This window comes from Vibrio chagasii, assembly GCF_002954585.1.
In the GTDB taxonomy this organism is placed as follows: Bacteria; Pseudomonadota; Gammaproteobacteria; order Enterobacterales; family Vibrionaceae; genus Vibrio; species Vibrio chagasii_A.
Window position 1 is genome coordinate 189,137 of sequence record NZ_MSCI01000001.1, and the last position, 24,344, is coordinate 213,480.

The following is a 24,344-nucleotide window of genomic DNA, read 5'->3' on the forward strand; positions in this document are numbered from 1 at the left end:
GCATGGAACTGAATGAACTCCTCTATAGCGTAGGGGCTGTGATGCCCCTCGATAAAATCCGCAGAAACGATGCCAGCTTTAACGCTGGTTTTTTAGTATCCAAAATTTACACCGACCAAGAGCAAGCGCTTTTAGATTCTGGTCTGGTGAAGAAAATCCCAATTTACGATCGCGTTTTTAACCAGAAATCGAAGCGAGAAGTGGAACTTCAGAAATCGACTGATCTCTTTAAAGCGCTTAATCATCGCACGGAACATGACCGCGAAGCGGCGGCGAGAATCGCCGAAGAAGCTAGGCTAGTCAAAGGGCGCAAAAGTCAGACAGAAAAATATAGGCATCGAATTGAGCGAAATCGTCGCACTCTGAGGCTTCTGGACAAGGTGGTGAACCCGTCCCAAATGTTGCAAAGTCCTGAGTCGTATTTCAACCACGACTCCCTCTATGGCTCTACAGAGCGAAATCAGCCTGCTGTACTGCGAGAAAAGGGGAGGGAAAACCGTTGTGAACCCAAAATCCTTCCCACATCGGTACAACTGCAGCAACGTGAATGCTTTAACCAGTATCGAATTCAGCACATAACACAAACACCGGCGAGCAAAGCCCCTGTAGCAAACAGTGGTGATAGATACACAGACAAATTAACTAAGCGAGCCGTTACCCAGATTTTCGAAAGTGCCGCGTATTCAGCAATTTGCAACGATGGGTTCACTACGTTCCTCACTCTGACGTTTACCAAAGCTCAGCGATTGGCGATTTTTGGTGGCATGGCCGATGAATCTGATCTCGGGCATCTGGGTGCTCGGCATCCTATCCGTTATCGAAGAAACATGGTGACTTATGCGAGTAGCCCGGCTGAGAAACGAGTGGCGTTGCCGGTCATGGATATCGGTGGGCCTTATTCAACGGTCCCATTTGCCAATAGACCTTGGACTAAGTTGATGAATGGAGGTGGGGAGATAGCTGGTGATTACTGCCGCTTAGAGGACAAGCCCACAACTGAATTTACCTTAGAGAAAACCATTGAAACCACAATGGGCAAAGAGGTGTCTCGGATTCTTGATGCGATGAAGAAGATGTATCAAAGAGGTTGGGTTGCTGATCATTCAGTCCAAGTTGATACAGATAGCGGCCAGAAATATTGTGATTTAAAAGCTGAAAAAGTGCCGGCACATATTGGCAAGCCTAGTGACGTTGGCCCAACCAATAAACCGCTCGACTTTCATTATATTTGGGTCGCTGAGTGTCCTGCAAATGAGGATGGTGAACCCAACCCCCACGTACATGTTCTTTTAAAGTGGAATGTTGAACCTAGGTTCTTTAGTGCCTGGGCAAAACGTCTAGAAAAAATTTGGGGACACGGGTTTGCAACGCTCGAGAGAATCAAAAAGCCAAAGGCTGCGGGCTCTTACATCATAAAGGCTGTGGGGTATGCCGCCAAAGGAGGGGATTCAACACAAGGGCTGATAAAGGGAAATCGTTACAGCATATCTAAATGCACACGAGCGCCAAAGTGGCAGTGCTTGGCATCGTTTGAAGCGGACAACATGACGGCAGTGATTAAAGAGCTTGGTCATAAGTTAGACCAGTGGAAAAAACCGTTAAAGCGCAGAATATCAAAGCTGAAGGTGGCAAAAGACCAAACGATTAAAGCTAAGGCGATAGCCATGAAACAAGGCAAACCGAAGTCACTGACAGACAAAATGCAGAGCCGGATTATTCGTTTGGAAAAACAGGCAGAAAAGGTAAATCAAGAAATCCGTGAACGTGGAGTACATGCCTCCAGTGGGAATCGTTTTTCTGTGACGTTCGAAGGTGATGACTCAAAAACTAAAGTCGACGAATTCTTGTTCTGGGCTGCTGGAGCTCGTGGTTGGTCTATGGAGTGTAGAGATTTGGATTTAGCTGATCTCAAACAAGAGGCTGATACATATTACGAAAGTAGCTTTGTTCATCACCAGGAACGGCGAGCCTATTGGAAGGCAGTATTTGAAGATAGCCCTCCTATTTTGGATGTGGATGACGACGAAAAGAGTTATTGGATGGATACTCAAGCACAGTATTTAGAGTCACATTTCGAGGCATTGTTGTGTGAGTAAAACTGAGGGATGAATCTCGCTTCATAACAATACTGTATGAATACGTATATTATTACTGTATATTAATACAGTAGTTTGATTTGGAGTAGAGCTATGTCATTAAAAAATCAGGACATATTCTTACAAGCAATGGGGTTCATTATTGATGCTGTAGCGCTCAGCACTGAAGGTGAAAGCAGGGCTGATATGGGTATTTATTTGATGAGTCTATTGGTTGCGGATCAAAAAGGAGAGTTGAAGCCAGAAAAATTAGCCGCTATTAAGCAGCTAATCGAGATGGCTGATGAGATCCGAACGTGATTTGGATTTCTAGTTAAATATATTTCTATGGGATTAAAGTTAACATTCTTATTATTTTCAATAATATCAATATCTTAATGTTGTTGATTATTGTTTTTTTTAGATTTAGATTGTGCCGATAATCGTGTGCTGGCCTCACAATCTAGTGTTTAAAAAAGGAATTCAGTATGAAAAAAAGCTTCTTAATTTTATCAATGGCGTCGTTGTTATCAGCGTCGGTATTTGCTAAAAATCTTTCATTTTCAAACCCAAGAACTCTATTGCCCAATGAGGATGTACAGTCTTTTGAACTTGCAGATCTAGACGGCAATGGAAAACAAGAAATTGTATATCTAACGTCTAACGGTGAACTTAAGTATGCAGCCTTAGGCCATTATATCACCGAATCAAGTCGTGATATTCTTCGTAGTTCGTATCAATGGGCTGTTAAAGGTCGTCCAGGTATAACGATAGATTTTGATGATAATGGGTACATGATTTCCAAAGAAGGAAGTGGCAGTGGAAATCATTTATATTTTAAAGATGGTATGTTCCTCAGTATCAGAAATTCGAATAATACAATATTGATTGATTACATTTCTGATACTGAAATCAGCGGTACATTTAAGGATGAGCGTTTGGGAATTTACGATGAGGTTCCTTTCATTGCGGTCCCCCAAAGTAGAAAACCCAACTAAGGTATCAAAAGTTGTTGTTTTAGCTCTTGGCGCTGATCGGGTGCCAAGGCTTTAACCATTTCAAAAGCCAACTGAGAAGTCGTCTTAGCTGAAGGGCTAAGGGTATGGCTGAAAGACAGGTTCATCACAAAGGTATGGCCGCACTCAGGGTCACTACAACTACAATATAAATCGCTATAACCCGCTGAAATTCGGTTGGATTTTTGTATGCGGGCTTTCTCGCCACACTCCTGGCAAATTACTCTCATATGACACCATGAACCTATCGAAATGATAAACCCATGGTACTAAATTATGGTGAGGATTTATACAGTTCTACAATTTTAGAGGCCGTCTTTTTGTCCTTCTGAATGGGCGTGCTTACCTAGATGAGCCACAGTTGGCGAGCTATGCAGAAAAATTCTGTATTTTGTGAAGTGATGATTTATGAGCTAAAGATAAGTTATTGAATATATGGCATACCAACGGATATCATGTCTTGCATAAGATTACTAGAAAGATAAATTCTGTATTTAAATTCCGAATTTATCTTTCTAATAGAGCTGTTAAATGTCTTAAATTAATTTATGCATAAGTGAGATAGCTAATGGAAATACTTGGATTCGTTTCATTAAAAGACATCGTTTTACTGCTGATTGGTGGGGCGATAGGATATTTAGTGAATATTCTTGTAGCAAAGCAAATGGATAAAAAAAGAGGGTTAGTACTCCAGACGACTGGTAGAAGGATTATCGTTGAATCCGCAAGTTCATGTCCATTTGTCGTTAATGATTTAGACGGGAATAGATTGGATAATGTTTATCTAATAAATATTAGATTATGGAATAAAGGCAAACACCATGTCGAAAGAAAAGATATCAGTGTCGATCACCCTTTAGAAATTAGTTTTGATGAAAATGCGGAAATTTTGGGGGAGCCTATAATATTTCGAGGTAGTGATCAGATTGGCCTGAATATTCATAAGGCAGAGGGAAATAATTATAGAGTCGACTTTGAGTGTGTTAACCCACAAGAGTGGTCTGAACTTGGCTTCTTTATAAAAGAAACCCCAAATGTGAAAGTGAGCGCGTCAGGTAGGATTTATGGTCAAGCCAACGATTTTAGTGTATCAATAGATGACAGTATAACTAGTTTTTTTGAACGTATTACTCTGGGTTTATTGTTGCTCTTTATTTGTCTCAGCCCATTTGCTTTCGTCTGGGGTGTTTGGTGGTTATTTGATGAATATTCTTTTGCAATGCTAATGAGCGAACCAGATTCCATTCCAGAGAACCTTCAAAGATTGTTAACTTATGGAACCATCGTTCCGATGCTTGCAATTATGGGGTATAGCAAAATCTTGTTTAAAAGACGAGGTAATCCTAAAACTTACCCAATAGATGAAGACTATCGGCCTGACGAAGTAAAAAATATAGGTGCACTTTGGGGAACTGCATTGTCGGGTAAAAATTATAGGGTTTCAAATTCATCTAGAAATAAAGGTGAAATTTACGTTCCTAATGACAAAAACATTTAACAAAGCATTTAAGAGTGATTCCCAACGCTTGACATTTTTGATGTCATTGTTGGATTTCGCGTTTACGGTGTAATGATTAAGGTTAGGTGGTAGCGTTACTCACACTTTAATGTGGTGCTACAAGCCAGCTCGTCACTGAGCTGGCTACTTCTTTAAAACAAGGATTTGAATATTGAAAAATTAGTTAGAAGCTCAAGTCTTTGTTCCTCATTCAAGGCACATATACCATTTTTATACATATACTCAATTTCCTGCTGATAGGGGTTTTCTGGTTCAATTGTGATACCGTGAAATCCGTCATTCTCATAATCTAAAACGTCTAGAGGAATTCTATAGTATATTTCATCAGTTGTGCTTTCGGCTCTTTCAAAAAGAGTAATGGCTGCTAGGTACTCATACCAACTCATAGATGTTGGGTCGATCTTTGAGAGAGCTTCCAGTTCAGATTGAGTTTTTGCATTCACAACCCCAGAGCTAGACTCGGATACCAGCTCAACTAGAAAACTTTTTGCCATCGACTTTGATTGAATCAGATTGATTTGACTTGTTGCGTGTTGTTTGTCAACAGACACATATAATGATTTGACTAGATCCTCTAGTTTATCTGTAGTGACAACCAATGAATCGACAGACTTAGATGTGTGGTCTATTTGTTTTGTGATTTCTCTATTTTTTAGAAAATCGAAAAACATTGCTGCGAGTTGCTTTCGTAAATGATTTTCAATATCACTAGCAATGTCAAATGCCTCGTAAGCATTATTGATCGATGCTTTTCTAACCTGATTTATAAACCCAAAGATATTTAAAGCATCGCATTGTTTATCTATCGCTGGAAAATCTAGTTCGCTAATAAATGGTTTACCTTTGTTTTCTTGATATAGATGATGATTGTCAAGTACATTTCTTTTAATGTAGGTAAAAACCGGAATATTTGATTTTACTGCCGCATCGTACTCAGCATTTGTTATAGACTTACTCTTGTCATAAATATACTTACCACCAAATCGTCCCCCGATTATGAGTAGAAAAATTTGGCAGTTAGAAACTTCGTTTACACATGCTTCATGAGTGTGTAGGTCAGGGTGGTAGAAAACGTCACCATTCTCACTAAGAATAGGCTCAAATCCAAAGTTACGTATGAAAGTGCAAATCGAGTCACGAATTTGCTGTAGGTCGTAGCAAGTAGAGCTTATGAATACCTTTGGTTTTGCCATTTTTTAGCCTTGTTTTATGTTTTATGTTTAGGTCTATACTAACATAAAAACAATGGCTTATAACAAGGCGTTTAGGATGGACTCCCAATGCTCGTCATTTTCATTCTGCTTCAGTTTTAGTGTTTACGGCATAATGTTTTAGGCAGTGTGGCCTGCGTTGCGCACTACTTAACGCGGCCATGAGTTTTGAGGTGTAGTTGCAATTTTTAGAACTAATCAATCTGAAGTTGCTGGTGAGTTACCTCTACGAATGAACTCTCTAAGTTCACTGCTTACTTGTTTGTGGTATTGCTTGTTTCTTTTATTTTTAGCTCTGTTGCCACAATTGAGTTTTGGAAAAGTAGGGCTCGAACGATTAGAAATTGAGAAGGTAAGCCAATATGTGGATGATTGTACCGTCTTAAATTCAGCCATATATGTAAGTGGGTTCTCTTAGCTAGAAGCTACTGACGAAATTGTACTCAGCTTAGGTATAAATAATTCTCTGATGGATCAAGCAAACAGGGGGCCACGTATAAACCTGAGAGTTGCAATGCTGCTACATCTATTAGCATTTAACTCTGCGGTAGCTCTAGAGCAGCGGGGTGTTGAGGAATTTGTCGACTTGGGTATTTCCAAGCACGGATAAAACAAATGATAGTTGTTGGTGAAATCCACACTGATGAGTCAAAGTATGCCGGGTATTACAAACGAGATTTCGTTCAGGGAATCTAGCCTACATATCGAAATAAGTGATAAAAATTCCATCAACTTTTACATTAGTAGCAATGTAAAAGAGCCATATTAGTTTTAGTGTTTAAGGTAGCATGCGGTGGAATGTGCATTTAGTTGCTCACACTTGAAATCTAGCTTGTTGCACGACTTCCTCAGACAGCCACCGCATCCGGTGGCTTTTTTACACCTGTCTCACAGCCCCACCTAAAACACACCCAACCCACGGAAAACGCACTCCTCCTCCCCACCTGCGACGTTTTTGATCTCATTTTTTCGCAATTCTATTTCAGCGAAATTCTGCGACCGTAATAGAAAGCTAATAAGCCGCGAGCCCTTTAGGAATAACGGGGGATGGGGGATAATTGAAGAGCTGAGCATGGCTTACAGGGCGCCTAACAAAATTGCGAAGAGTGCAAAAAATTGCAATAAATTGAAATTTTGACGATCAGTGTTGATCTGTTTTGTGTTTTTAAGTGATTGAAATGTATTGGTTTCTGTATTTTAGGTCAGGTTTTTGATGATCATTTGTGTTTTTTCGATGATCAGTTTCGTATCGCCTCTGCCCTTGTGAGACAAGGGCAGAGCGTGAATTGCAACGAAAAACAAAATTGCAAAAAATGTCACTGTGTCTACGTGGCAATGTTGTCCAGGTTAAAGGTTAAATGCAGACTTTCCGGCACTTCCGGATCACCATTAACGGCATCCATGAACATCTCACAAGCCGGAATGACTTCATTCTTGCAGTAGACGTAATCGAATTTAATGGGATCACCACGGGTCCCACCATTTGGAATGATGGCGGCCAGTTCTACAGGGAAGCGGTGACCTGTTATCACTTCTTGAGCAGTGACGTTCTTAATTTTTTCGTATTCATCTTTGGTGGCGATATCGCCAACGGGTATGAGCTGTATGCCTCGCTCATTGCCGTTCGGAATATTGATGAACATCGAGCGGAAGTTACCCACGCCACGACTTGAAGCCATCTTTTCTTTCAGGTCATCTTCATCTTCTTTACTAAGGTTTGGGTCGGTGGCGTAGAAGATAAAGCCCATGTGCAAACCGTTCTTATAGTACCGGCGGCGAAAGGTGGTCGAGTCCTGGCTTAGGAGTGCAGATTGAACACACCCTAAGTAATCGGGCCCACCATAAACCTGCTGAACAGGGTCATATTGCTTGATGAAAATGATGTCCTCTTTCTTGTAGCGCTTTTGTTTGTTGTCCCGCTCTAGAAAAGCGAAGTCACCGTTCTTACGTTTTCGCAAATACATGGTGGGGATTGGCCAAAGGCCTATGACTTTGCCCAAATAGTTACGCAGTTTAAGCAGGGCAGTATCACCGAACTCCAAGAAGTCATGCACAGCTGATTGCATTTGTTGTTTCTGCATACCGCCTTGAATGTAACGGCCCGCGATCATATTACGTCGAGCCATTAAGATAGAGCCATGATAGGCGTTGGCTCGCGTGAGTTTGTTTAAGCCCGCTCTATCAAGCGGTGGCTCCCAATAGTCGCCATCGTCGTTGTAAAAGAGCTCGCTGTAATCGTAGTTGGTAAAATCACGATTCATGATTTCAGGCTCACCAAAGCTAAACATCAAGCTTTCATCATTTGTGATTGTTTCTGTTTTCTGTTCAGTCATAGAGTTACATCTGCCAAGTTGATTTGCGTTTTTCTGAGTGATCGAGCGGCTCGTTAATGCAGGCATGAGAAATCGCCCAGAATGCGTCGGCGTGTCCGGTTAACTCGCTGCGCTCAGCTTTGAAGGTCATGCTGTTACCGCTGTTGGTGGTCGCCCGCTTAATGGCCATGAAGGCCATGGCAATGTCTTTGTGTTCAGCATCAAATTGAATGCGATTGGCTTCGACTACATCAATCATCTTCATCACCAATCGGTTTTTACTCTCGTTGCTGTATTGAATGGCCACGGTTTCTCGCGGGTGCTTTTTGCTGAGTAAGTCATACACACCCGCGCCAATACCTGTGGTATCGATGCCCAAATAGCTCACGTTGTAACGCTCAAACACTTTTGAGACTTGCTGAGCCTGGTACTGAAAGTTCAACCCGCGCCAATAGTGCTTTTCCAGGACTCGGAACTTTTCAATGGCGACAATAGGCGGGGCCACTACAACTAAACAGGCGTTGTCTCGGGTTCGGCTTGGGTCGTAACCTAACCAAACTTCACGCCGGTCGAAGGGATCGTTGTCATTGGGCTTGAAGTCTTGCCACCGGCTAATATCCACCATGGCTTTTTCAAGCGCTGAGAACTTGAAGACGGAGCTGGCGCCATCGACGAAGATACACATAAACAGATTATCGAAATCGTCTTTGCTGTATTCGTCGCGCAGCTCATCAATATCAAAAAGCTCACAGCCTCCTGCTGCGGCATCCTCAATTGTAACTACGTAACGCCACTGCTTGTCAGGGCAGAGGCGTCCACCGTCTCGATAGTCGTCAAAAGTCGGAAATTCAATATTGGCGCGGGTATCTCGACCTTGGCGCCATTGGTCACCTGTCCAAAAGGTATAAGCCTGGTGCGTTTTAGCCGAGGGGGTGGAGAAGTAGGTTTTGCGCCAGTTCTTGTGGGTCGCCATGGCGGACGCGAGTTTGTTGAGCTCATCGAATTTAGGTATCCAAAAGTACTCATCCACATAAACGTGGCCATGATAACTTTGCGCGGTTTTAGAGTTGGTCGAAAGAAAGCGCAGCTCTGCGCCATTAGAGAGAATGATCGGGTTGCCGGTCAATTCGATGCCTAAGAACGCTTGAGCAATCGCAATGATGTAACTTCTAAATACTTCTGCCTGGGCGCGAGACGCTGACAAAAATATCTGGTTGTCACCCGTCAAAATCGCGTCCTCTAGCGCCTCACCACTGAAATAGTAGGTCGCGCCAATCTGACGTGATTTCAGAATGTTACGTGTACGCTGGTGCAGGTTGTTACGCATCGTGTGCTGATATTCAAAGAGTGATTCATGCCAAGTCGAGAAGTTCTCTTTGGTCAGCTCAGCAATGTTGTTCTTCTTTTTACTCTTTTTCTTTTTCTGCTTGTTGTCGTTCTTACTTGAACGCGCTTTTTTAGTGTGGCTGTTGGACGCAGGTTCTGTTTCATTCGTGGCGCGCTTCTCAGCCACGGGCTGAGTTTGAGCGTGGAATTTTTTTAGCTGTACATGGTGCTTGATGAGTCTATCAAGCATATCGAGTTGGCCTTTGGTGGGATTTTCCAACTCAAGCAGGGTTTCAATTCTGCGCGCGATCGACTCATCAATCGTTTGTTCGCGCAGCATGTCACGCCATCCGTGTTTGTCAGCCCAGTGATAAATAATTCGTGTGCTGTTCAAACCTAACTCGGAAGCGATTTCTTTGGGTGTCCAAGCCTTTAAATACAGGGCTCTGGCTGCATGTCGTGTTTCAGGAGTATATGCCATGAGCCCATCATAAGCCCTGTTCACGCCTTAAATTGCATAGCAAAGTTCGGAGGATTTCCGTTATCGCTCCTATCCGAATTGGTCGGAATCGAAGTGGCTGAAACCACCGATTCAAAGGCGTATTGTGAAAACTCAAAACACGAACTGACCAATGAAAATTAGGTACGCACTCAAATGGCAAAAATCAGTGATTGGAAAATTGTAGCAACCGAAGGGCCAACGGTAGATGGTCGTAAGATCACCCGCGAATGGCTCACGCAGATTGCCGAGAACTATGCCCTGAGTGAATACACCGCGTTGATTTGGCCAGAGCATAAACGCTTTGCCGGTTACGGCAGTAACTGGGGCAGAGTGCTTGAAGTTAAAGCTGAAGAAGTGGATGGCAAAATGCGCTTGTTTGCCAAGCTTGAACCTAACCAATACTTACTTGAAGCCAATAAGCTTGGGCAGAAGCTGTTTACCTCCATTGAACCCAATCCAGATTATAAAGGGCAAGGAAAGTGCTACCTAATGGGGTTAGCCGTGACCGATTCCCCGGCATCATCTGGTGTGTCATTACTTCAGTTTTCACGACAAGAAGGCCACACCACAGAGCTCAGTTGTAGCCAACTGGAAGCCATCAACTTGGATGAGTGCTATTCCAAAACCGATCGCTTTTTTGCTCTGTGTAATGCCTTTTTCAATTCTGGTGACGAACAGCCAGAGCCACAACCGGAACCTGAACCAGAGGAAGAAGAAGTGACCGAAGAACAACTCAAAGCTGCCCTGAAAGAGCAGTTCGGCATCATGAAAGGTGAACTGAAGGATGAACTCAAGCAAGAGTTTAACCTGCAAGCGCAAACGCCTATTGAACCCGAATCAGTCCCTGAAGGCGAAGTTAAAACGTTCTCTTTAGAGCAGTTTTCCAGTGAATTGGAGAAGCAGCTCGCGCCCGTCACCGAGCAAGTAAAGAGCCTAGAAACCCAGTTCGCCGAGCTTAAGCAAGAAGTCCCAGGGCAAAAGCCTAGTGAAGAAGGCCATGGCGGCGAATCAAATGTGGAGGTGGTGTAAATGCTAAATGCCGTATCGACTCAATATTTAGATGAATATTGTCAAGCCGTTGCTAAGGCTGGCGGTGTCGCGGATGCATCAAAGCAGTTCAACATTACCCCAGTGATGGAAACCAAGCTTCGCCAAGCGATTGTCGAATCGGATGCGTTTTTAAATCGTATCTCCAATATCTCGGTTGACCAGATTAAAGGTCAAGTGATTGATGTGGGGGACGCGGGTCTACTGACAGGGCGTGTCAAAGACGGTCGTTTCATGGGCGCTCTTGACCAAAGTGGCAACACTTATGAGTTAACCGAGACCGACTCAGGCGCTCACATCAATTGGATCACCATGACCATCTGGGCGAACTCGGGCGGTAAAGGCCAGTGGATGAAGCTGATGAATAACGCTATCACACGAAATTTTGCGCTCGATAAGCTGCGTATTGGTTTCCACGGAACCTCGATTGCGGGTGAAAACACCGACCCGAAAGCGAACCCAATGGGTGAAGACGTTAATAAAGGTTGGCTGCAGCTTGCAAAAGAAAAGGCGCCGGCTCAAGTCCTGCCTGATGCGAAGCTTGATTCTACGGGCAACACAGACGGCGCTTATAAAAACCTCGACTCGCTCGTGAACGATTTAATCAACACCACGATTCACGAAGTACATCAAGACGATCCAGATTTGGTTGTGCTGATTGGTCGTAACTTAGTCGCTGCAGAGCAGCATCGCTTGTTGGAATCGGCGGAAGTACCGACCGAGCACAAAGCCGCGCAAAGTTTGGCGAAGACAGTGGCAGGCAAAACCGTCTATACCCCACCATTTTTCCCGCCCAATATGATTTGGGTAACGAACTTAACCAACCTGCAAATCCTGACTCAAAAAGGGACGCAGTGGCGTAAGTCTCGCAATGAAGAAGACCGTAAACGCTTTGAAACGTCATACCTGCGTATGGAAGGGTATGCCGTCGGTAACTACCACAAGTTTGCCGCGATTGAAGACGTGACTGTTGTTGAACCTGCGAAGGGGTAATGTATGGCCAGCCCATTAGCCAAGTTGCGCCAAGAGGCCTTGGCAAAACAACAAAAGCAATCGACAGCTCAAACGCAGTGTGTTGCTAATCCAAACAGTTTGCACTTGCTGCTCGCCGAACTCGACAGCGATTTGAAGGTACTCAAAACCTTCAATCGTAAAGACGAAAAGGTGAACCACAAACGCGAAGTGTTGGTGCCTAAATATCGCGATGCGATTGAAGCTTACCTCGCCGGTGACGAGCAGTTCGATAACCCACTGTTTACGCAAATGGTGATTTGGCTGTTTGATATCGAAGATTTAGAAACGGCCATCAAGTGGTGTGACATCGCCATCGAGCGCGGACTCGATACGCCCGAGCGATTCAAGCGTGATTTTGCGACCTTCTGCGCCGATGAAGTCTTGGCCTGGTCAGAGCGAATGGCAGACAAGTGCCAGTCCGTCGAACCTTATTTCTCTCAGGTCTTCGAGAAGGTCACTCACGTGTGGCGTATCAATGAGAAGCCGACGGCGAAATGGTTGAAGTTCGCCGGCTTACACTTGCTTCGAAATGAGCAAGGTAAACCCCACGCCGCGTCGGTGGGGGATATAGACACGCTACAGACAGCGCGAAGCCATCTTCAAAATGCGCATGAGCAATACAGCGCGATTGGGGTAAGCACCATGATCGATAACATCGAACAACGTATCCGAGCGTTAGAGACTGGCGACAACCTCTAACTAAATAGGCTCCTATGCCACCGCGCCTCGACTGAAGAGGAAGAGCAAGTGATTCATCACCCAGCTTATTCCGTCGACTCAGTGGCCAGAGGCGCACTTATTCCAATAAGGAGACATGATGGGCTTTGGCGGAAAAGTGGATAAGGCGAGTAACCAAGTGATATCCGGTGAAGGCTGGCCCGATTTAACGAACGATGAGTTTCGTCAACTGCGCCGCATTCCGCATACGTTTGATAACGACTCTATGGCTGTGGCCATCACGATAGCGGCCAACAATATTCAAGAGAAGTTAGTGAGCCTGTTGGTCGAGGGAATGCCGCCATCACTAAGCGTCGCCAAAACCGCCTTGTATAAACGAGCTGTGTATGGTCGAGCACACTCGGAATTGTTACCCGAGTTCGCCACGCAAGATAGGCGCAAAGAAGGGGACAATGCGGCGTTAGATGAACCGCAACAGGCGGCACGTTTTCTGGCGCAAAGTAACAAAGATGTCTCTCAACTGCTTGGCCGCAGTGCGAATGGGATTGGCGTGATATGAGTAGTGCAATTTACAACCAAACCAAACTTGAGCACTTAACGGCTTACATCGTCAGCCATCTCAATAGCAATGTGCTTGAGAACAAAATGGATGCGTGGCAAGAGAACGGTTCGATAGTGCCAAGCGGTGAAGACCGTGGGAACGGCGGGTATATCGCCTGTTACTGGAAATACAACGCGGTGATTTCGGTTGAGGAGTTTCCTCACCAATTACTGGACCCACGCTGTTTACTGGCTCTGATTGCTTGTTGGCTCAGTGACCATGAAGAAGAGCGCAACGAGCAAGAGCTCGAAGACCCCATGCTTTCGGTCGATGTGATCAGCAGTGAAGCGGCCGATGTGAGTATTGAACTTGAGTTGATGGAGCCCATTGAGTTGGTCCCAGATGAAGCCGGCATGATCACTTGGCGTGGCATGAGATATCGAGTTCAAGCCGTGGAGATTTACACCGCCGAAGAAGCGGAGTTGGTGAATGAAACCAACGATTAGTTCCAACAAAAGGGATGTGCTCAACCTGCAAGAAAAGTTGGCCATGTTAGCGCTTCCCCCAAAAAAGCGTATTTGGATCTTGAAAACCCTTGGCCGATGGGAAAAGACCAATACAAGAAAACGCATTCAGCAACAAAAAGATATTCACGGCAAAGCATTACAGCCCAAAAAAGGGAAGAAGCGCTTCAAAGTGATGCGACGAATGGCGAAAGGGCTAACCCCTTATGTACGGCACGCCGACACGCTCGACCTTACTTGGAACAACAAGCTCACCGCAAGAATTGCCGCTAGGCATCACCTTGGTCAAAAGCAAAAAATGACCAAGCGCCAGATGCAAAAGCGGTGGGGAACACCCGACTACTGTGCGCCTTGCACCAAAGGGCAAGCGCGAAAAATGAGGGAACTGGGCTACACGGTCGCAAGAAAGAGTGGCAAGGGAAGGAAGAAACCCTCACTCAAGTTATTGATGGCCACTGTTAGCCATGGCCAAGCTGGGCAAATTATCCGAGAGCTGAGCAATCAGCCGAGTGTCACCGCTTGGGATATTCCATTGGCAGAACGTCAGATATTAGGCAGTAAAGAGCGTGACGTCACCCGCCAACTCATCACCATTTTTGAGCAAGCCAGAAAGCAAAAATAAGCGAGGACATAACTCATGGCAACCGGAAAGGTCGAGGTCAACAACCTCAATTTAGGGCAAGGTGGGATCCCAGAGATTGAACGCCACCTACTGTATATCGGGCGCACCGATAAAGCAGAGCTGCAAGGCAAAGTCACACGCGTCAACAACATGACTAACCTTGACGATGTCGTCGCGGATGACATGCTAGGCGCTAACTTGAAAGCCGCTCAGCTTAATGGAAAACAGAACTGGACAGGCGCCGTGTTTGGTCTCGCTGAAGGTAAAACGTGGCAGGAAGCCGTCGATATTGCCAATCGTACCGACTCGTTCGAAGGCGTGTGCATTGTCGATGTGGTAAGCAGCAAAGCGGACTTCCAAGCGATGCAAAGCAAAGCCTCCGAACTGACCGCCAAGCTGGGCCGTTGGGTGTTCTTTTTAGCAGCGTGTCCTGGCATCGATAAGAGCAAGCAAACTTGGGCCAAATACGAAACTAGCCTATTGGCATTAATCAATGGTGTATCTGCCAACCTCGTGACACCGGTACCTATGCTCAATGGCAATAACATCGGCGTATTAGGAGGACGCTTATGTGACCGCGCGGTCACCGTCGCCGATAGCCCAATGCGAGTGGCCACAGGCAGCGTTTTAGGCCTGGGCGAGATGCCTATAGACAGCGCCGGCAAACCTCTGGAAATGAGCACTATTTCAGCGCTGGCCAATGCACGTTATTCCTTGCCGCAATGGTACGCCGATATGGAAGGGGTGTACTGGACCGACGCCACCACACTGGAAACCAAAGGCGGAGACTATCAATTCTTAGAATACGTTCGCCCCGTTCACAAGTTGAACCGCCGAGTACGTATTAAAGCGATTCGCCGCATTGCCGATCGCATCCTTAATTCGACGCCACCGAGTATCGAGCTTAATCGAACTTACTTCAGCAAAGACATGCGTGACATGTCGAAGACCACCGAGATTGGGGGGATCCCGTTCCCTGGGGAAATTATGGCACCGCGCGAAGAAGACGTGTCGATTCAGTGGATGACAAAAACCAAAGTCAACATTGGTTTGATGGTGCGCCCACACAATTGCCCAAAACACATCGTGGTCAATATTGGTCTCGATCTCTCTAACCCAGCCGACACGGAGGCTTAATCCATGAGCATGCGTATTTCTGGTAAGAACATGCATTTTTCAATGGGCGACTACAAACTCAAAGCGCAAAAAGTCAGCCTCTCTATTACGGACAATTCCGCCGTCAATAAAACCTCGGGCGTGCCGGATGGTTATGTCGACGGCGATGTTGAAGCCAGTGGCGAGATGGAGCTCACCACACAGCAATTTAATCAGTTGAGCAAGGCCGCGAGAGGTTCCGGCTCCTGGCGTGGTATGCCGGACTTTGATGCCCTGTTCTACGGCAAGATTGATAAAGACGAACTGAAAATCGAAGCCTTTGGCTGTCGTATCAAGATCTCGGATTTACTCGACGCCGACACCAACGGAGGCAGTGCGCTCGTGCATAAGCTGCCGTTCGAAGTGACGAGCCCAGACTTTGTGAAAATCAACGGCGTGCCATATCTACGCCCCGATGAAACCGAAGATCTGATCCAGTAATTAGGAGGCAGGATGCCAGATGTTATTGACCATGCTTGTGATATTGAAGCCCAACTCACAGAAGTGGCATTGGCCAACCAATTGGCAAGGGCTAAGCCGAAAACACCAAGGGAGAGCGCGCAGGAATGTGGCGAGTGCGGCGACCCCATCCCTGAAGCTCGCCGCCAACACATCGTGGGATGTCAGTACTGCACTCACTGTCAAAGCGATTTGGAGAAGATGAAACGATGAAACTAGGAACGCTCTTTGTTGAGCATGTGATTAAACCGGTACTCGACCAATTAGACATGGTCACAGGCGGGCATGGCAAGCTGAATACCCAAGCCGCCATCAATCTGATAGTGATGATTGTCGCCCATGAATCCGGTGCATTGACGTACGCCAAGCAGGTGCGTGGTCCCGCATTAGGGTTCACTCAAATGGAGCCTGCCACCTTTGCCTGGTTGATTGAATGGCTAGGAAAAACACGGCCTCACTTGTTGGACGCGCTCTCGATGTTTGCGCCGCTCACCGCTGATCCCGTCGAAAAACAGGATGCGGACTATATGGTGATTTCCCCTCAATTCGCGGTGGCCACGGCACGCTTGAACCTGATCCGATTCCCAGAAGCCTTGCCTGAGGCGGATGATCTCAAGGGCTTAGCGCGTTACGCCAAACAGTACTGGAACACATCCGCAGGTAAAGCCACAGAAGCGGATTACCTCAACGCTTATTTATCGATGATGGGAGAACAATCATGAGCTTTTTAACGGGGATCATCGGCAAAACGTTCTTCGAAATCTTGAAAGGGCTGTTTCTCCAAATCACTTGGGAAGTGGTGCTTGAGCGATTCGCATCTCGCACCATTATTTGGGGACTTAAAGCGCTTCGTGACTTGAGTACCAACGACGTGATCCAAGAGACCGTGGACGATGTAATTGCCTCTCTTCAAGGCAAACGCTTGAAGGAAATCCCTCAGAAGGAATAGCGATGGACTCATCATGGTTATCGGTGGGAGTGGCGGTTATTGCGTCGGTCATCACCATTATCAATCTGGTATTTGGCAGAACGGATAAAGGGCAAACCACAGCCCGAGACCATGACCGCCGTATCCATGATTGTGAGCTGGCTATAGAGCGACAACGCGGTGATGTAGCAGAAAAGTACGCCACCAAACACGAACTGCGGGAAGCCGTAGATGATTTGAAAGAATCAATTAACGGACGGTTCGACCGTCTAGATGCAAAGTTAGATAAAACAGAGCGAGAAGCAGCATGACAAAACCCATTGTTTTAACTGTTGGTACGGCAGATCTTGAATTCAACCCAACGCCAGCTGAGTACGACGAAGCTCAAAATACCATCTTGCAAGGTGATGCCAGTAGCGCGGCACATAACTTCTTGATGAGCTGTGTGAGTGAAGGCTCAAAAGATGCTCTGCGTGCACTTACTCAGCAGAACCCAGGTGCAGCAACGCAGATTTACGGTGCAGTACTGAAAGAGTACGCACCTAAGCTTTCCATCTCGGTAAAAAAATAGATGGGCTTGTCGCTGTTATTGAGAGCAGTGACAGGCAAAAGATGTACGCGTGGCGACGAAAGTGGCTTCCCAATGAGCCTGATACCGAGCAGAACCTGGCTTACGCGATTTGGTTGGAGAAGAACCATTGGGAAAACATGCAAGCTGTCACCGCCAGCGGTGTAGCCAAAGCCTTTAGCGGTTAGCGATTAGGTCAGTAGAGAGAAGTGAATGTTACCAGAAGCCCTTAGATTTCAAGTTGGATTGATTGACCAGATCTCAAAACCTCTGGGCCACATTCAGCGCCAACTCTCCGATGTCACCAACACCTACAAGCAAGGTACCCAAACCATGGTGTCGGGCGCCGCTGGTATGGTGGGCGCGGGCTTTGCCCTGCAACAAGCCTTAATGCCCGCCATTGAAATGGACAGGGCGTTAGGTGAGGTGAAATCTCTCGGGGTAGCGGATGAGCAGCTTAAGCAGCTCAGCGACACGGCCCTAGAGTTTGCGGTGGACTATGGCAAGTCAGCCGCCGATTTTGTGGCCGCCTCTTATGATATTCAGTCGGCCATTTCGGGGTTAGGAGGTAATGAACTGTCTGAGTTTACTCGCGCGTCAGGGGTACTGGCTGCCGCGACCAAAGCGGATACGTCAACCATTACCAACTATGTCGGCACCATGTACGGCATTTTCCAACATTCTGCCAACGAAATAGGGAAGGCGGATTGGGTCAATATGCTGGGTGGTCAAACGGCCAAAGCGGTGCAGATGTTCAAAACCACGGGCGATGGTATGTCGTCGGCGTTCACCTCAATAGGCGCCGCCGCCACATCGGTGGGGGTTGGGATGACCGAACAGATGGCGATTTTAGGTACGTTGCAGTCCACCATGAGTGGCAGTGAAGCGGGGACAAAATACCGCGCGTTCTTAGCCGGCGCGGCCAAAGCGCAAGCCGCCTTGAACATGCAGTTCACTAATGCCCAAGGTCAAATGCTGCCGATGGTCGATATCTTGAACCAAATTAAAGGGCGTTACGGTGACACCATTTCCGTGGCCGAATCGGCAGAGTTGAGTAAGGCGTTTGGCACGCAAGAAGCGTCGGCGATGATCCAACTATTGATGCAAAACACCGATGGGCTCGCCACGTCAATAAACGAGCTCGGCAAAGTCAAAGGGCTTGATGTGGCTGAGCAAATGGCGGGCGCCATGACCGACCAATGGGAGCGGTTAGAGCAAGGCGTGTTTGCCATCAGTGCAGCTTTTGGCTCTGTGCTTCTTCCTGCCATCTTGCCTGTGGTTGGCGGCATGGCCGAAGGCGCGACCGCCATCGTTCAATGGACGCAGATGTTCCCGAACCTATCTAAATACATAGGCTTTGCAGCCATGGCGATTTTAGGTGCTGCGGCAGCAGGCGGCGCATTTACGCTCATGATGGGAGTGGGTAAACAAGTGATGGCCACTTACCTGCTTACCATGAAGTTGTTCGCGGGAGTGAGCGCCTTGCTCACTCAAGGCTTAGGCGCTTTTCGTGCTGCGATGCTCGCCGCGAACATCGCCATCGCTGCCAATCCGATTATTTTAATTGTGGGGGCGTTGATAGCTGCAGTAACCGCCGTGGGGGCTCTGATTTATTACTGGGATGATCTGAAAGCCTCGTTGGGTGATAACGCGGTGTTTCAGGCCATTGAATATACCGCTGATGCAGCTATGCGGGCGGTATCGATGTTGTTTGATGCGTTCAAGCCTTTGCTCAATATCGTGATGGAGCTGTGCAAGATGCTAGGCGACGTTCTACTTCGCGGTTTGCAGGTGTTATGGGAAACCGTGAAAGTTGGCTTTTCAGCGATTGGGTCGGTGTTATCAGGTGGGTTGGATGTGGTCGGCGTCGTGGCAACAGGCGTGGGCTGGGTGATGGCGGGTGTTATTGGCTCGATAGGTTTACTCATGAATGGATTTACCTTTGTGTTTAAGGCCATTGCCGCTGGTTGGCAATGGGTAATGAGCGGCTTTAGTGATAACAGCGGCTTTGCCTTCATTGGCCAAATGGCCAACGCGATGCGCAATATTTTTGGCAGCGTGTTCAGTTGGTTCACCGATAAATTAGCGGGCATTTGGGAAAGCCTAAAAGGACTGGTTGATTGGTTGCCTGGTTTGGGTGATGAGGAGGACACCACGCCTGTGAGATCCAAGTCTGTGCAAAGCGCAGTGCCTCACACTCAAGTCCAGCCAGGTGGCGCGGCCAAGAGCATTGCCCATTATCAAACGAGTTCAACCAATTACGGCGGTGTGGCGATTTACCCCACTTACATGAGCAGCCCACAAGACATGGCGAGTGAATTAGAAATGGCGGCAGGCTAATGGTTGATTACGTATATCAAGACATCTTAATTGAAAACGGTGACGTGGTACTCGATGCAGGTAGAAACCCTGTATTGATCCAAGACCGAGCGGTCATCGCTCAAGACATCAAACACGCGATCATTGAAAGTAACGTAGCCATCCACTTGATTGCTGAGCGCAGCCCCGCGAAAAAAGCCGATGCGCGTACACAGTTAGAGTTGTTAGTGGAAGAAGACGTTCGTTTGGTGCCTGGGACGGTGCGCATCGAAGAAGTGAGCGATGGGCAATTGTATATTTTTGCAGAGACGGTGCAATTTGGCCGCGTAACAACAGAGGTGCAGGTTGACTGATATTCCCAAACCCAATTTTACCGAGCTAGCGCAAAAAGCGGGGTTACCGCTTGAGGCGTCAGAGTGGAAAGCGACGCTCAAAGAAGAAGCGGCGAAGCAGGGCAGCACCATCGCTAACGACTCTCAATATTCGCCATTTTGGCGCTTGATTGAAGCCATGGTGATTGGCCCGACGGTGTGGTTAGTAAATCGTTTTCTGGTGGGGTACGTGTTGCCCAACATGTTCGTGGCCACGGCCAAAGACAAATGGCTCGACCTGTGGGCGTGGCAGTTCAACGTGAAGCGCAAACCCGCCACCAAAGCCGTTGGGCAGGTCGTGATTCACCGAGCCGCGCAGCAAGGGCCGGCGATTGTGATCCCTAAAGGCACAGTGATACAAACCGACCCGATTAACGGCGCGGTGTATCGAGTGCTACTGAGCCAAGACACGACGTTACCGGAAAACGCCGCCTCAATCATTGGCAGAGTGGAGGCCGAGCACCAAGGCGCCGCCTTTAACTTAGGTGAAGGCTACTTCCATGTCTTAACATCGGCAGTTCCAGGTATTAGCCGCGTGGTGAATTCGGCCGATTGGTTGATTAACGCGGGCGCGGATGAAGAAACCGACGACCAACTGAGGGTGCGCATTCGCAATCAGTTCAGTGGCGTGGCGAAATGGCACATCGATGCGGCGTATCGCTCATTGCTGATGCTGCGCGCCGGCATCAACAGCGAAAACATTTACTTCGAGCACAACGCGCCGCGAGGGCCTGGCTCGGCCAACGCTTATATCTTGTTGGACTCGGGTGAGCCATCGCCGCAAATGCTGGCGGATTTAAACACGCACATCAACCAAGACGGCAATCATGGCCATGGCGATGATCTCAAGGTGTACGCGATGCCAGCCAATACCATCACGGTGACGTGTCGAGCCTGGGTGGCGCGCCTGTTATCTAATGAAGAAAACGCGCAACTGGAAGCGGACATGGCGCTGTTTATTGGCTCAGCCTTTAGGCAAAACACCGATTATCAGGTCACCAAAACCAAGCCTTCCTCACGCTTTAGTTTTTCGAAGTTAGCACAAGAGCTGCACGGTGAGTTTCCGGTATTGGAATCGATTGAATTTGATAACTCAGACCTCACCAATAGCATGGCAGTGCCAAGAATGGGCGATTTGGAGATACGCATTGAAACGGCCTAACTTCACACTGAAACACTGGATGGGTAAGGGTGAATTCTACAAGCTAGGGCAAGCGCTGCTGGGTTATTGGGATCGCGTGCAAGCGGTGTTGGAGTGGCCGCTGAGGCAGTTAGATCCGATGGTGGCGCCGATTGAGTTTGTCGACTTGATGGCTTGGCAGCGTGACATCGAGCGCTTGCCCAAAGAGCCCGAGCATATCTACCGCATTCGAGTGAATTTTGCTTACGCCTTTGCGACCGGAGGTGGCTCTGAGGTGGGCTGGGGAACCATGTTTGAACAGCTGGGTTATCCTCACATCAACATCGATGAGCGATTGAGTTATTACCCATGGGACGTGGTCAGCGTGAAAGTGCGAGACAGCGACTTAAATGAAGTCCCTGGTTTGATGGACGCCTTGGTTCGCCAGTATGGCAGAACCTGCCGTCGATACAGTTTTGACGTGACCACGGCGGCGTACCCTCATATTTCGGTGGCTGAGTTCAGTCACACCCATGAAACGTACAGCGCTTCAATAGGATAAGTTATGGCCGTCATTACCCTGGCAGGCGAGCAGCTGATTGCTCGAAAACAACACGCCAAGCAACCGTTGGTGATCCGCGAATTTGTGTTGGCCCATGTGCCTAACCTCGACCCGAAGACACCGCCACGACGGGACCAATCTTTGCCATCAAGTCGTCAGATTGTCTATCGAAGTGCGCCGACGCGCAGTGCCTGCGTGAATCACAATGAGGTGGTGTACTCGCTGATTTTAGACAACACCGTGGGCAACTTTGCCTTCAACTGGCTTGGGCTGATGAGCGAAGAAGGGGTGTTGGTGTCGGCCAATCACATGGTGGTGCAGTCTAAGCGCAAGAATAACGAACTGACTGGTGAAGAAGGGAATAACCTCACGCGTAACTTCTTGCTGAAGTTTTCGGGCGCTCAAGCCATCACCCAAATTACGGTGACCCCAGAGACGTGGCAGTTTAACTACGAGGCCAAGCTGGATGATATGGACACCTTGCTTGCTCAGCTAACCGTCGGGCTCATTGAGACTCAAAAGGAGGTGGTTGAACAAAGCCATGAAAATTGGAGGCTCAGTGAGACCAACCATCTCTTGAATCAACGTTTGGACACGCTCTCAGAAGATCTTTTGCAAACCAACGAAAAGCACCTGGCCTTGTCAGGTTCAATGCAAAGGCGCCATGAGCATTACGAGCAGCAGCGCATCGAAATGGACGTCACGTTGACGACGTTTTTGATTCAGACCCAAAAGCAAACCCTAGAGCAAGAGTATCAGCTAATGAAATTACGAGAATCGTTAACCAAGATGGAGAGCACGGATGAGTAATGTGGATGTGTTACTAAAGCAAGCGGTGGAGGCGTCCCTGCAACAGACATCAGCCAGTAAGCAGCTGTCTGATGAGGTGAAAGGGAAAATGGGCCAAATCAACGCCACGGTGGCCGCTAAAGTTAAGCAATTGGACGCGTGGAAGGAGTCCGCCACGGCCGACAAAATGAAAGGGGTGGCGCGATACCAACACATCATTGATCTGACCGGCATTTCATCGGACTACTTTTTTCCCGTTTGGTGGTCGATGCCAAGTAATGAACATGGCGGTGCGGAAGTTAACATTACCCGCAATTATTCAAGAGACCAGCATTTGAAGCCCTTTGGGGAGGGCGTTACCCATCTCGCAGGCCTTTTATTGCAACTGGAAGGAAGCAACGTTGGCTGGAGTGGTGGTGGCAAATACCTGCAAATTAAGCGCATTTCTCAGACGTACCGAGAGACGGTTCGAAAGATTGGATTTCGAATGAGTTGTATTGCTCGTCCCGTTGACGGCTCCAAGCCTATGTATGCAGGTTATAAATCTGGGGATGTGGTGGGGTGTTCGAGTAAGAGTGGTTGTTATTTACGAGGTGGTCTGACTTACATCGCGCTGACGAATTGGGATGTCGATATCCATTTCAGCAAAGAAGTGGGAGAAACTGAAATGACTCGTTACTCTGGAACAAGCGGAGAAATTAAGTGGATGGCGAAGGCATACGCGTTAAATGATCCTTTCCTTGGCGAGCGGTATGCAGAGACCCGAAATGCGTACCAACACACGAACAAAGATTTGTATGAACCAAAATCGTAAGGGATAGGTCATGATATCAGAATTAACGTTACCCACCGGTGAAGTGCTTATTAACGTGCCAAGTGAGCCGCTCATTTTAATGGAGCTTGGACTCACGGAAGAAGAGACCATGGCTTGCCTCTCTGCCGAGAAAGAGAAACAACAGCTTGAAGAGGTGATGAACAAACGCAAAGCCGCGTATCGAAGAGAGTCAGACCCATTGTTTATGGAATGGCAATTTGACGGCACCCCAGAGTCTGAAGCGCTTTGGAAGCGTAAAGTAGAAGAGATAAAAGCGCGCTACCCTCTACCGAGCGGTGACAGTTCATCTTAGGGAGAGATAAATTTGCTCATTCTTAACGGCGCCCAGCTCCCATTAAAAAACCTGCGCATTGGCGTTCGTCAGCAATTGGCCGGACAAGACATGTCCGGCCAAACCTCGGCCACCGACCAAGCGGAAATGGGCAGCAAGGGTAAAATACTCACGGTGAAAGGGGTGATCCCTTTTACCAAAAGCCAGCTATTAACTCATTTGTTCAGCATGGTGGAAGCCCAAGACAACGATGCGCGCCAGATCTACCGTATTAGTAACCAAACCGCTGAAGCGTTGAAAATTCGCCAGGTGAAATTCCAAGGTGTCGTACGCGCCGATGAACAAGAATCTCACCGCCAGTGGAGCGTGTCGTTCGAGCTGGTCGAGCACCTTTCGGTGCCAGAGCGAGTCGAGCAGCGTCAACCGGATAAGCCCGCCGCGCAGCAAAAGGTGCAGGGGGTAAAAACGCGCGTTGAAACCGGACAAACCGAAGACGTGCCACCCGATACACAAGTGGAACTGACAGGTGTGATGAAAGTGCTGAAAAGCGTGGATAACGCACTGGCGTAAACGAGGGTTA

General features: G+C 47.5%; 30 protein-coding genes. 26 read left to right on the forward strand and 4 right to left on the reverse strand.

The genetic code is table 11. The features are described from left to right. Positions 1-2 precede the first annotated feature (2 nt). The 3 genes from BTO10_RS00905 to BTO10_RS00915 all read left to right on the forward strand — a co-directional run bounded on the left by BTO10_RS00905 (position 3) and on the right by BTO10_RS00915 (position 3,073). Complete coding sequence (locus tag BTO10_RS00905; RefSeq protein WP_105023226.1) at positions 3-2,096, forward strand: rolling circle replication-associated protein; 2,094 nt, start codon at positions 3-5, stop codon at positions 2,094-2,096. Between the two features lie 93 nt (positions 2,097-2,189). Continuing rightward, positions 2,190-2,396 carry a hypothetical protein gene (locus BTO10_RS00910; RefSeq protein WP_004742469.1) on the forward strand — a complete coding sequence of 69 codons (207 nt, stop codon included), beginning with the start codon at positions 2,190-2,192 and terminating at the stop codon, positions 2,394-2,396. 167 nt (positions 2,397-2,563) lie between these two features. Continuing rightward, positions 2,564-3,073: a hypothetical protein gene (locus BTO10_RS00915; protein WP_105023227.1), complete on the forward strand. Its 510-nt coding sequence runs from the start codon at positions 2,564-2,566 to the stop codon at positions 3,071-3,073. On the opposite strand, the gene BTO10_RS00920 is transcribed toward BTO10_RS00915, so the two are convergent. Next, positions 3,070-3,321, reverse strand: coding sequence for an ogr/Delta-like zinc finger family protein (locus BTO10_RS00920; RefSeq protein ID WP_004742471.1), 252 nt, complete (start codon positions 3,319-3,321; stop codon positions 3,070-3,072). The genes BTO10_RS00915 and BTO10_RS00920 overlap by 4 nt on opposite strands. Before the next feature lie 338 nt (positions 3,322-3,659). On the opposite strand from BTO10_RS00920, the gene BTO10_RS00925 reads away from it, so the two are divergent. Continuing rightward, entirely contained in the window at positions 3,660-4,589 is a 930-nt protein-coding gene (locus BTO10_RS00925) for a hypothetical protein (RefSeq protein WP_105023228.1), read from the forward strand. A gap of 152 nt (positions 4,590-4,741) precedes the next feature. On the opposite strand, the gene BTO10_RS00930 is transcribed toward BTO10_RS00925, so the two are convergent. The 3 genes from BTO10_RS00930 to BTO10_RS00940 form a co-directional block, all read right to left on the reverse strand. Next, positions 4,742-5,803: a DUF4062 domain-containing protein gene (locus BTO10_RS00930; protein ID WP_105023229.1), complete on the reverse strand. Its 1,062-nt coding sequence runs from the start codon at positions 5,801-5,803 to the stop codon at positions 4,742-4,744. Between the two features lie 1,343 nt (positions 5,804-7,146). Further along, the gene (locus BTO10_RS00935) at positions 7,147-8,154 is read right to left on the reverse strand and encodes a phage portal protein (protein WP_105023230.1); all 1,008 of its coding nucleotides are present in this window, start codon (positions 8,152-8,154) and stop codon (positions 7,147-7,149) included. Positions 8,155-8,158: 4 nt separating this feature from the next. Continuing rightward, a complete protein-coding gene (locus BTO10_RS00940; RefSeq protein ID WP_105023231.1) occupies positions 8,159-9,940 on the reverse strand; it encodes a terminase large subunit domain-containing protein in 1,782 nt (593 codons plus the stop codon). 174 nt (positions 9,941-10,114) lie between these two features. Here BTO10_RS00940 and BTO10_RS00945 point away from each other — a divergent pair, with 174 nt between their 5' ends. The 22 genes from BTO10_RS00945 to BTO10_RS01045 all read left to right on the forward strand — a co-directional run bounded on the left by BTO10_RS00945 (position 10,115) and on the right by BTO10_RS01045 (position 24,334). Continuing rightward, on the forward strand, positions 10,115-10,990 hold the full coding sequence (locus BTO10_RS00945) for a GPO family capsid scaffolding protein (RefSeq protein WP_105023232.1): 876 nt from the start codon (positions 10,115-10,117) through the stop codon (positions 10,988-10,990). Further along, positions 10,991-12,001 (forward strand): phage major capsid protein, P2 family, encoded by a 1,011-nt coding sequence (locus tag BTO10_RS00950; RefSeq protein ID WP_005530062.1) that lies wholly within the window; start codon positions 10,991-10,993, stop codon positions 11,999-12,001. It begins immediately after the preceding gene. A gap of 3 nt (positions 12,002-12,004) precedes the next feature. Further along, complete coding sequence (gene gpM / locus BTO10_RS00955) at positions 12,005-12,721, forward strand: phage terminase small subunit (protein WP_105023233.1); 717 nt, start codon at positions 12,005-12,007, stop codon at positions 12,719-12,721. Positions 12,722-12,839: 118 nt separating this feature from the next. Then, complete coding sequence (locus tag BTO10_RS00960) at positions 12,840-13,259, forward strand: head completion/stabilization protein (RefSeq protein WP_105023234.1); 420 nt, start codon at positions 12,840-12,842, stop codon at positions 13,257-13,259. Further along, positions 13,256-13,747, forward strand: a complete 492-nt coding sequence (locus BTO10_RS00965) for a phage tail protein (protein ID WP_105023235.1) — start codon at positions 13,256-13,258, stop codon at positions 13,745-13,747. The genes BTO10_RS00960 and BTO10_RS00965 overlap by 4 nt, the downstream gene beginning before the upstream one ends. Continuing rightward, positions 13,731-14,387, forward strand: coding sequence for a virion morphogenesis protein (locus BTO10_RS00970; protein ID WP_105023236.1), 657 nt, complete (start codon positions 13,731-13,733; stop codon positions 14,385-14,387). Before BTO10_RS00965 ends, BTO10_RS00970 begins: the two co-directional genes overlap by 17 nt. Before the next feature lie 15 nt (positions 14,388-14,402). After that, entirely contained in the window at positions 14,403-15,524 is a 1,122-nt protein-coding gene (locus BTO10_RS00975; protein ID WP_105023237.1) for a DUF2586 domain-containing protein, read from the forward strand. Between the two features lie 3 nt (positions 15,525-15,527). After that, positions 15,528-15,983: a phage protein gene (locus BTO10_RS00980; protein WP_105023238.1), complete on the forward strand. Its 456-nt coding sequence runs from the start codon at positions 15,528-15,530 to the stop codon at positions 15,981-15,983. 12 nt (positions 15,984-15,995) lie between these two features. Further along, positions 15,996-16,214 carry a TraR/DksA C4-type zinc finger protein gene (locus BTO10_RS00985; protein WP_105023239.1) on the forward strand — a complete coding sequence of 73 codons (219 nt, stop codon included), beginning with the start codon at positions 15,996-15,998 and terminating at the stop codon, positions 16,212-16,214. Further along, positions 16,211-16,723, forward strand: coding sequence for a hypothetical protein (locus BTO10_RS00990; RefSeq protein WP_105023240.1), 513 nt, complete (start codon positions 16,211-16,213; stop codon positions 16,721-16,723). Before BTO10_RS00985 ends, BTO10_RS00990 begins: the two co-directional genes overlap by 4 nt. Beyond that, entirely contained in the window at positions 16,720-16,950 is a 231-nt protein-coding gene (locus BTO10_RS00995) for a hypothetical protein (RefSeq protein WP_005530044.1), read from the forward strand. The genes BTO10_RS00990 and BTO10_RS00995 overlap by 4 nt, the downstream gene beginning before the upstream one ends. 2 nt (positions 16,951-16,952) lie before the next feature. Next, a complete protein-coding gene (locus tag BTO10_RS01000; protein ID WP_105023241.1) occupies positions 16,953-17,240 on the forward strand; it encodes a hypothetical protein in 288 nt (95 codons plus the stop codon). Next, positions 17,237-17,500 carry a putative phage tail assembly chaperone gene (locus BTO10_RS01005; protein WP_004742494.1) on the forward strand — a complete coding sequence of 88 codons (264 nt, stop codon included), beginning with the start codon at positions 17,237-17,239 and terminating at the stop codon, positions 17,498-17,500. Before BTO10_RS01000 ends, BTO10_RS01005 begins: the two co-directional genes overlap by 4 nt. A 41-nt stretch (positions 17,501-17,541) precedes the next feature. Continuing rightward, a complete protein-coding gene (locus BTO10_RS23375; RefSeq protein ID WP_004742495.1) occupies positions 17,542-17,685 on the forward strand; it encodes a DUF6890 family protein in 144 nt (47 codons plus the stop codon). Positions 17,686-17,710: 25 nt separating this feature from the next. After that, the gene (locus BTO10_RS01010) at positions 17,711-19,837 is read left to right on the forward strand and encodes a phage tail tape measure protein (protein WP_105023242.1); all 2,127 of its coding nucleotides are present in this window, start codon (positions 17,711-17,713) and stop codon (positions 19,835-19,837) included. Next, positions 19,837-20,169 (forward strand): DUF2590 family protein, encoded by a 333-nt coding sequence (locus BTO10_RS01015; protein WP_105023243.1) that lies wholly within the window; start codon positions 19,837-19,839, stop codon positions 20,167-20,169. The genes BTO10_RS01010 and BTO10_RS01015 overlap by 1 nt, the downstream gene beginning before the upstream one ends. Next, on the forward strand, positions 20,162-21,349 hold the full coding sequence (locus BTO10_RS01020) for a baseplate J/gp47 family protein (RefSeq protein ID WP_105023244.1): 1,188 nt from the start codon (positions 20,162-20,164) through the stop codon (positions 21,347-21,349). Before BTO10_RS01015 ends, BTO10_RS01020 begins: the two co-directional genes overlap by 8 nt. Before the next feature lie 19 nt (positions 21,350-21,368). After that, a complete protein-coding gene (locus BTO10_RS01025; protein WP_105023245.1) occupies positions 21,369-21,869 on the forward strand; it encodes a hypothetical protein in 501 nt (166 codons plus the stop codon). Between the two features lie 3 nt (positions 21,870-21,872). Beyond that, positions 21,873-22,679, forward strand: a complete 807-nt coding sequence (locus BTO10_RS01030; protein ID WP_105023246.1) for a phage tail-collar fiber domain-containing protein — start codon at positions 21,873-21,875, stop codon at positions 22,677-22,679. After that, positions 22,672-23,472 carry a hypothetical protein gene (locus BTO10_RS01035; protein WP_004741914.1) on the forward strand — a complete coding sequence of 267 codons (801 nt, stop codon included), beginning with the start codon at positions 22,672-22,674 and terminating at the stop codon, positions 23,470-23,472. Before BTO10_RS01030 ends, BTO10_RS01035 begins: the two co-directional genes overlap by 8 nt. Positions 23,473-23,482: 10 nt before the next feature. Beyond that, on the forward strand, positions 23,483-23,785 hold the full coding sequence (locus BTO10_RS01040; RefSeq protein WP_105023247.1) for a hypothetical protein: 303 nt from the start codon (positions 23,483-23,485) through the stop codon (positions 23,783-23,785). 12 nt (positions 23,786-23,797) lie between these two features. Further along, positions 23,798-24,334 (forward strand): baseplate complex protein, encoded by a 537-nt coding sequence (locus tag BTO10_RS01045; protein ID WP_105023248.1) that lies wholly within the window; start codon positions 23,798-23,800, stop codon positions 24,332-24,334. Positions 24,335-24,344 lie beyond the last annotated feature (10 nt).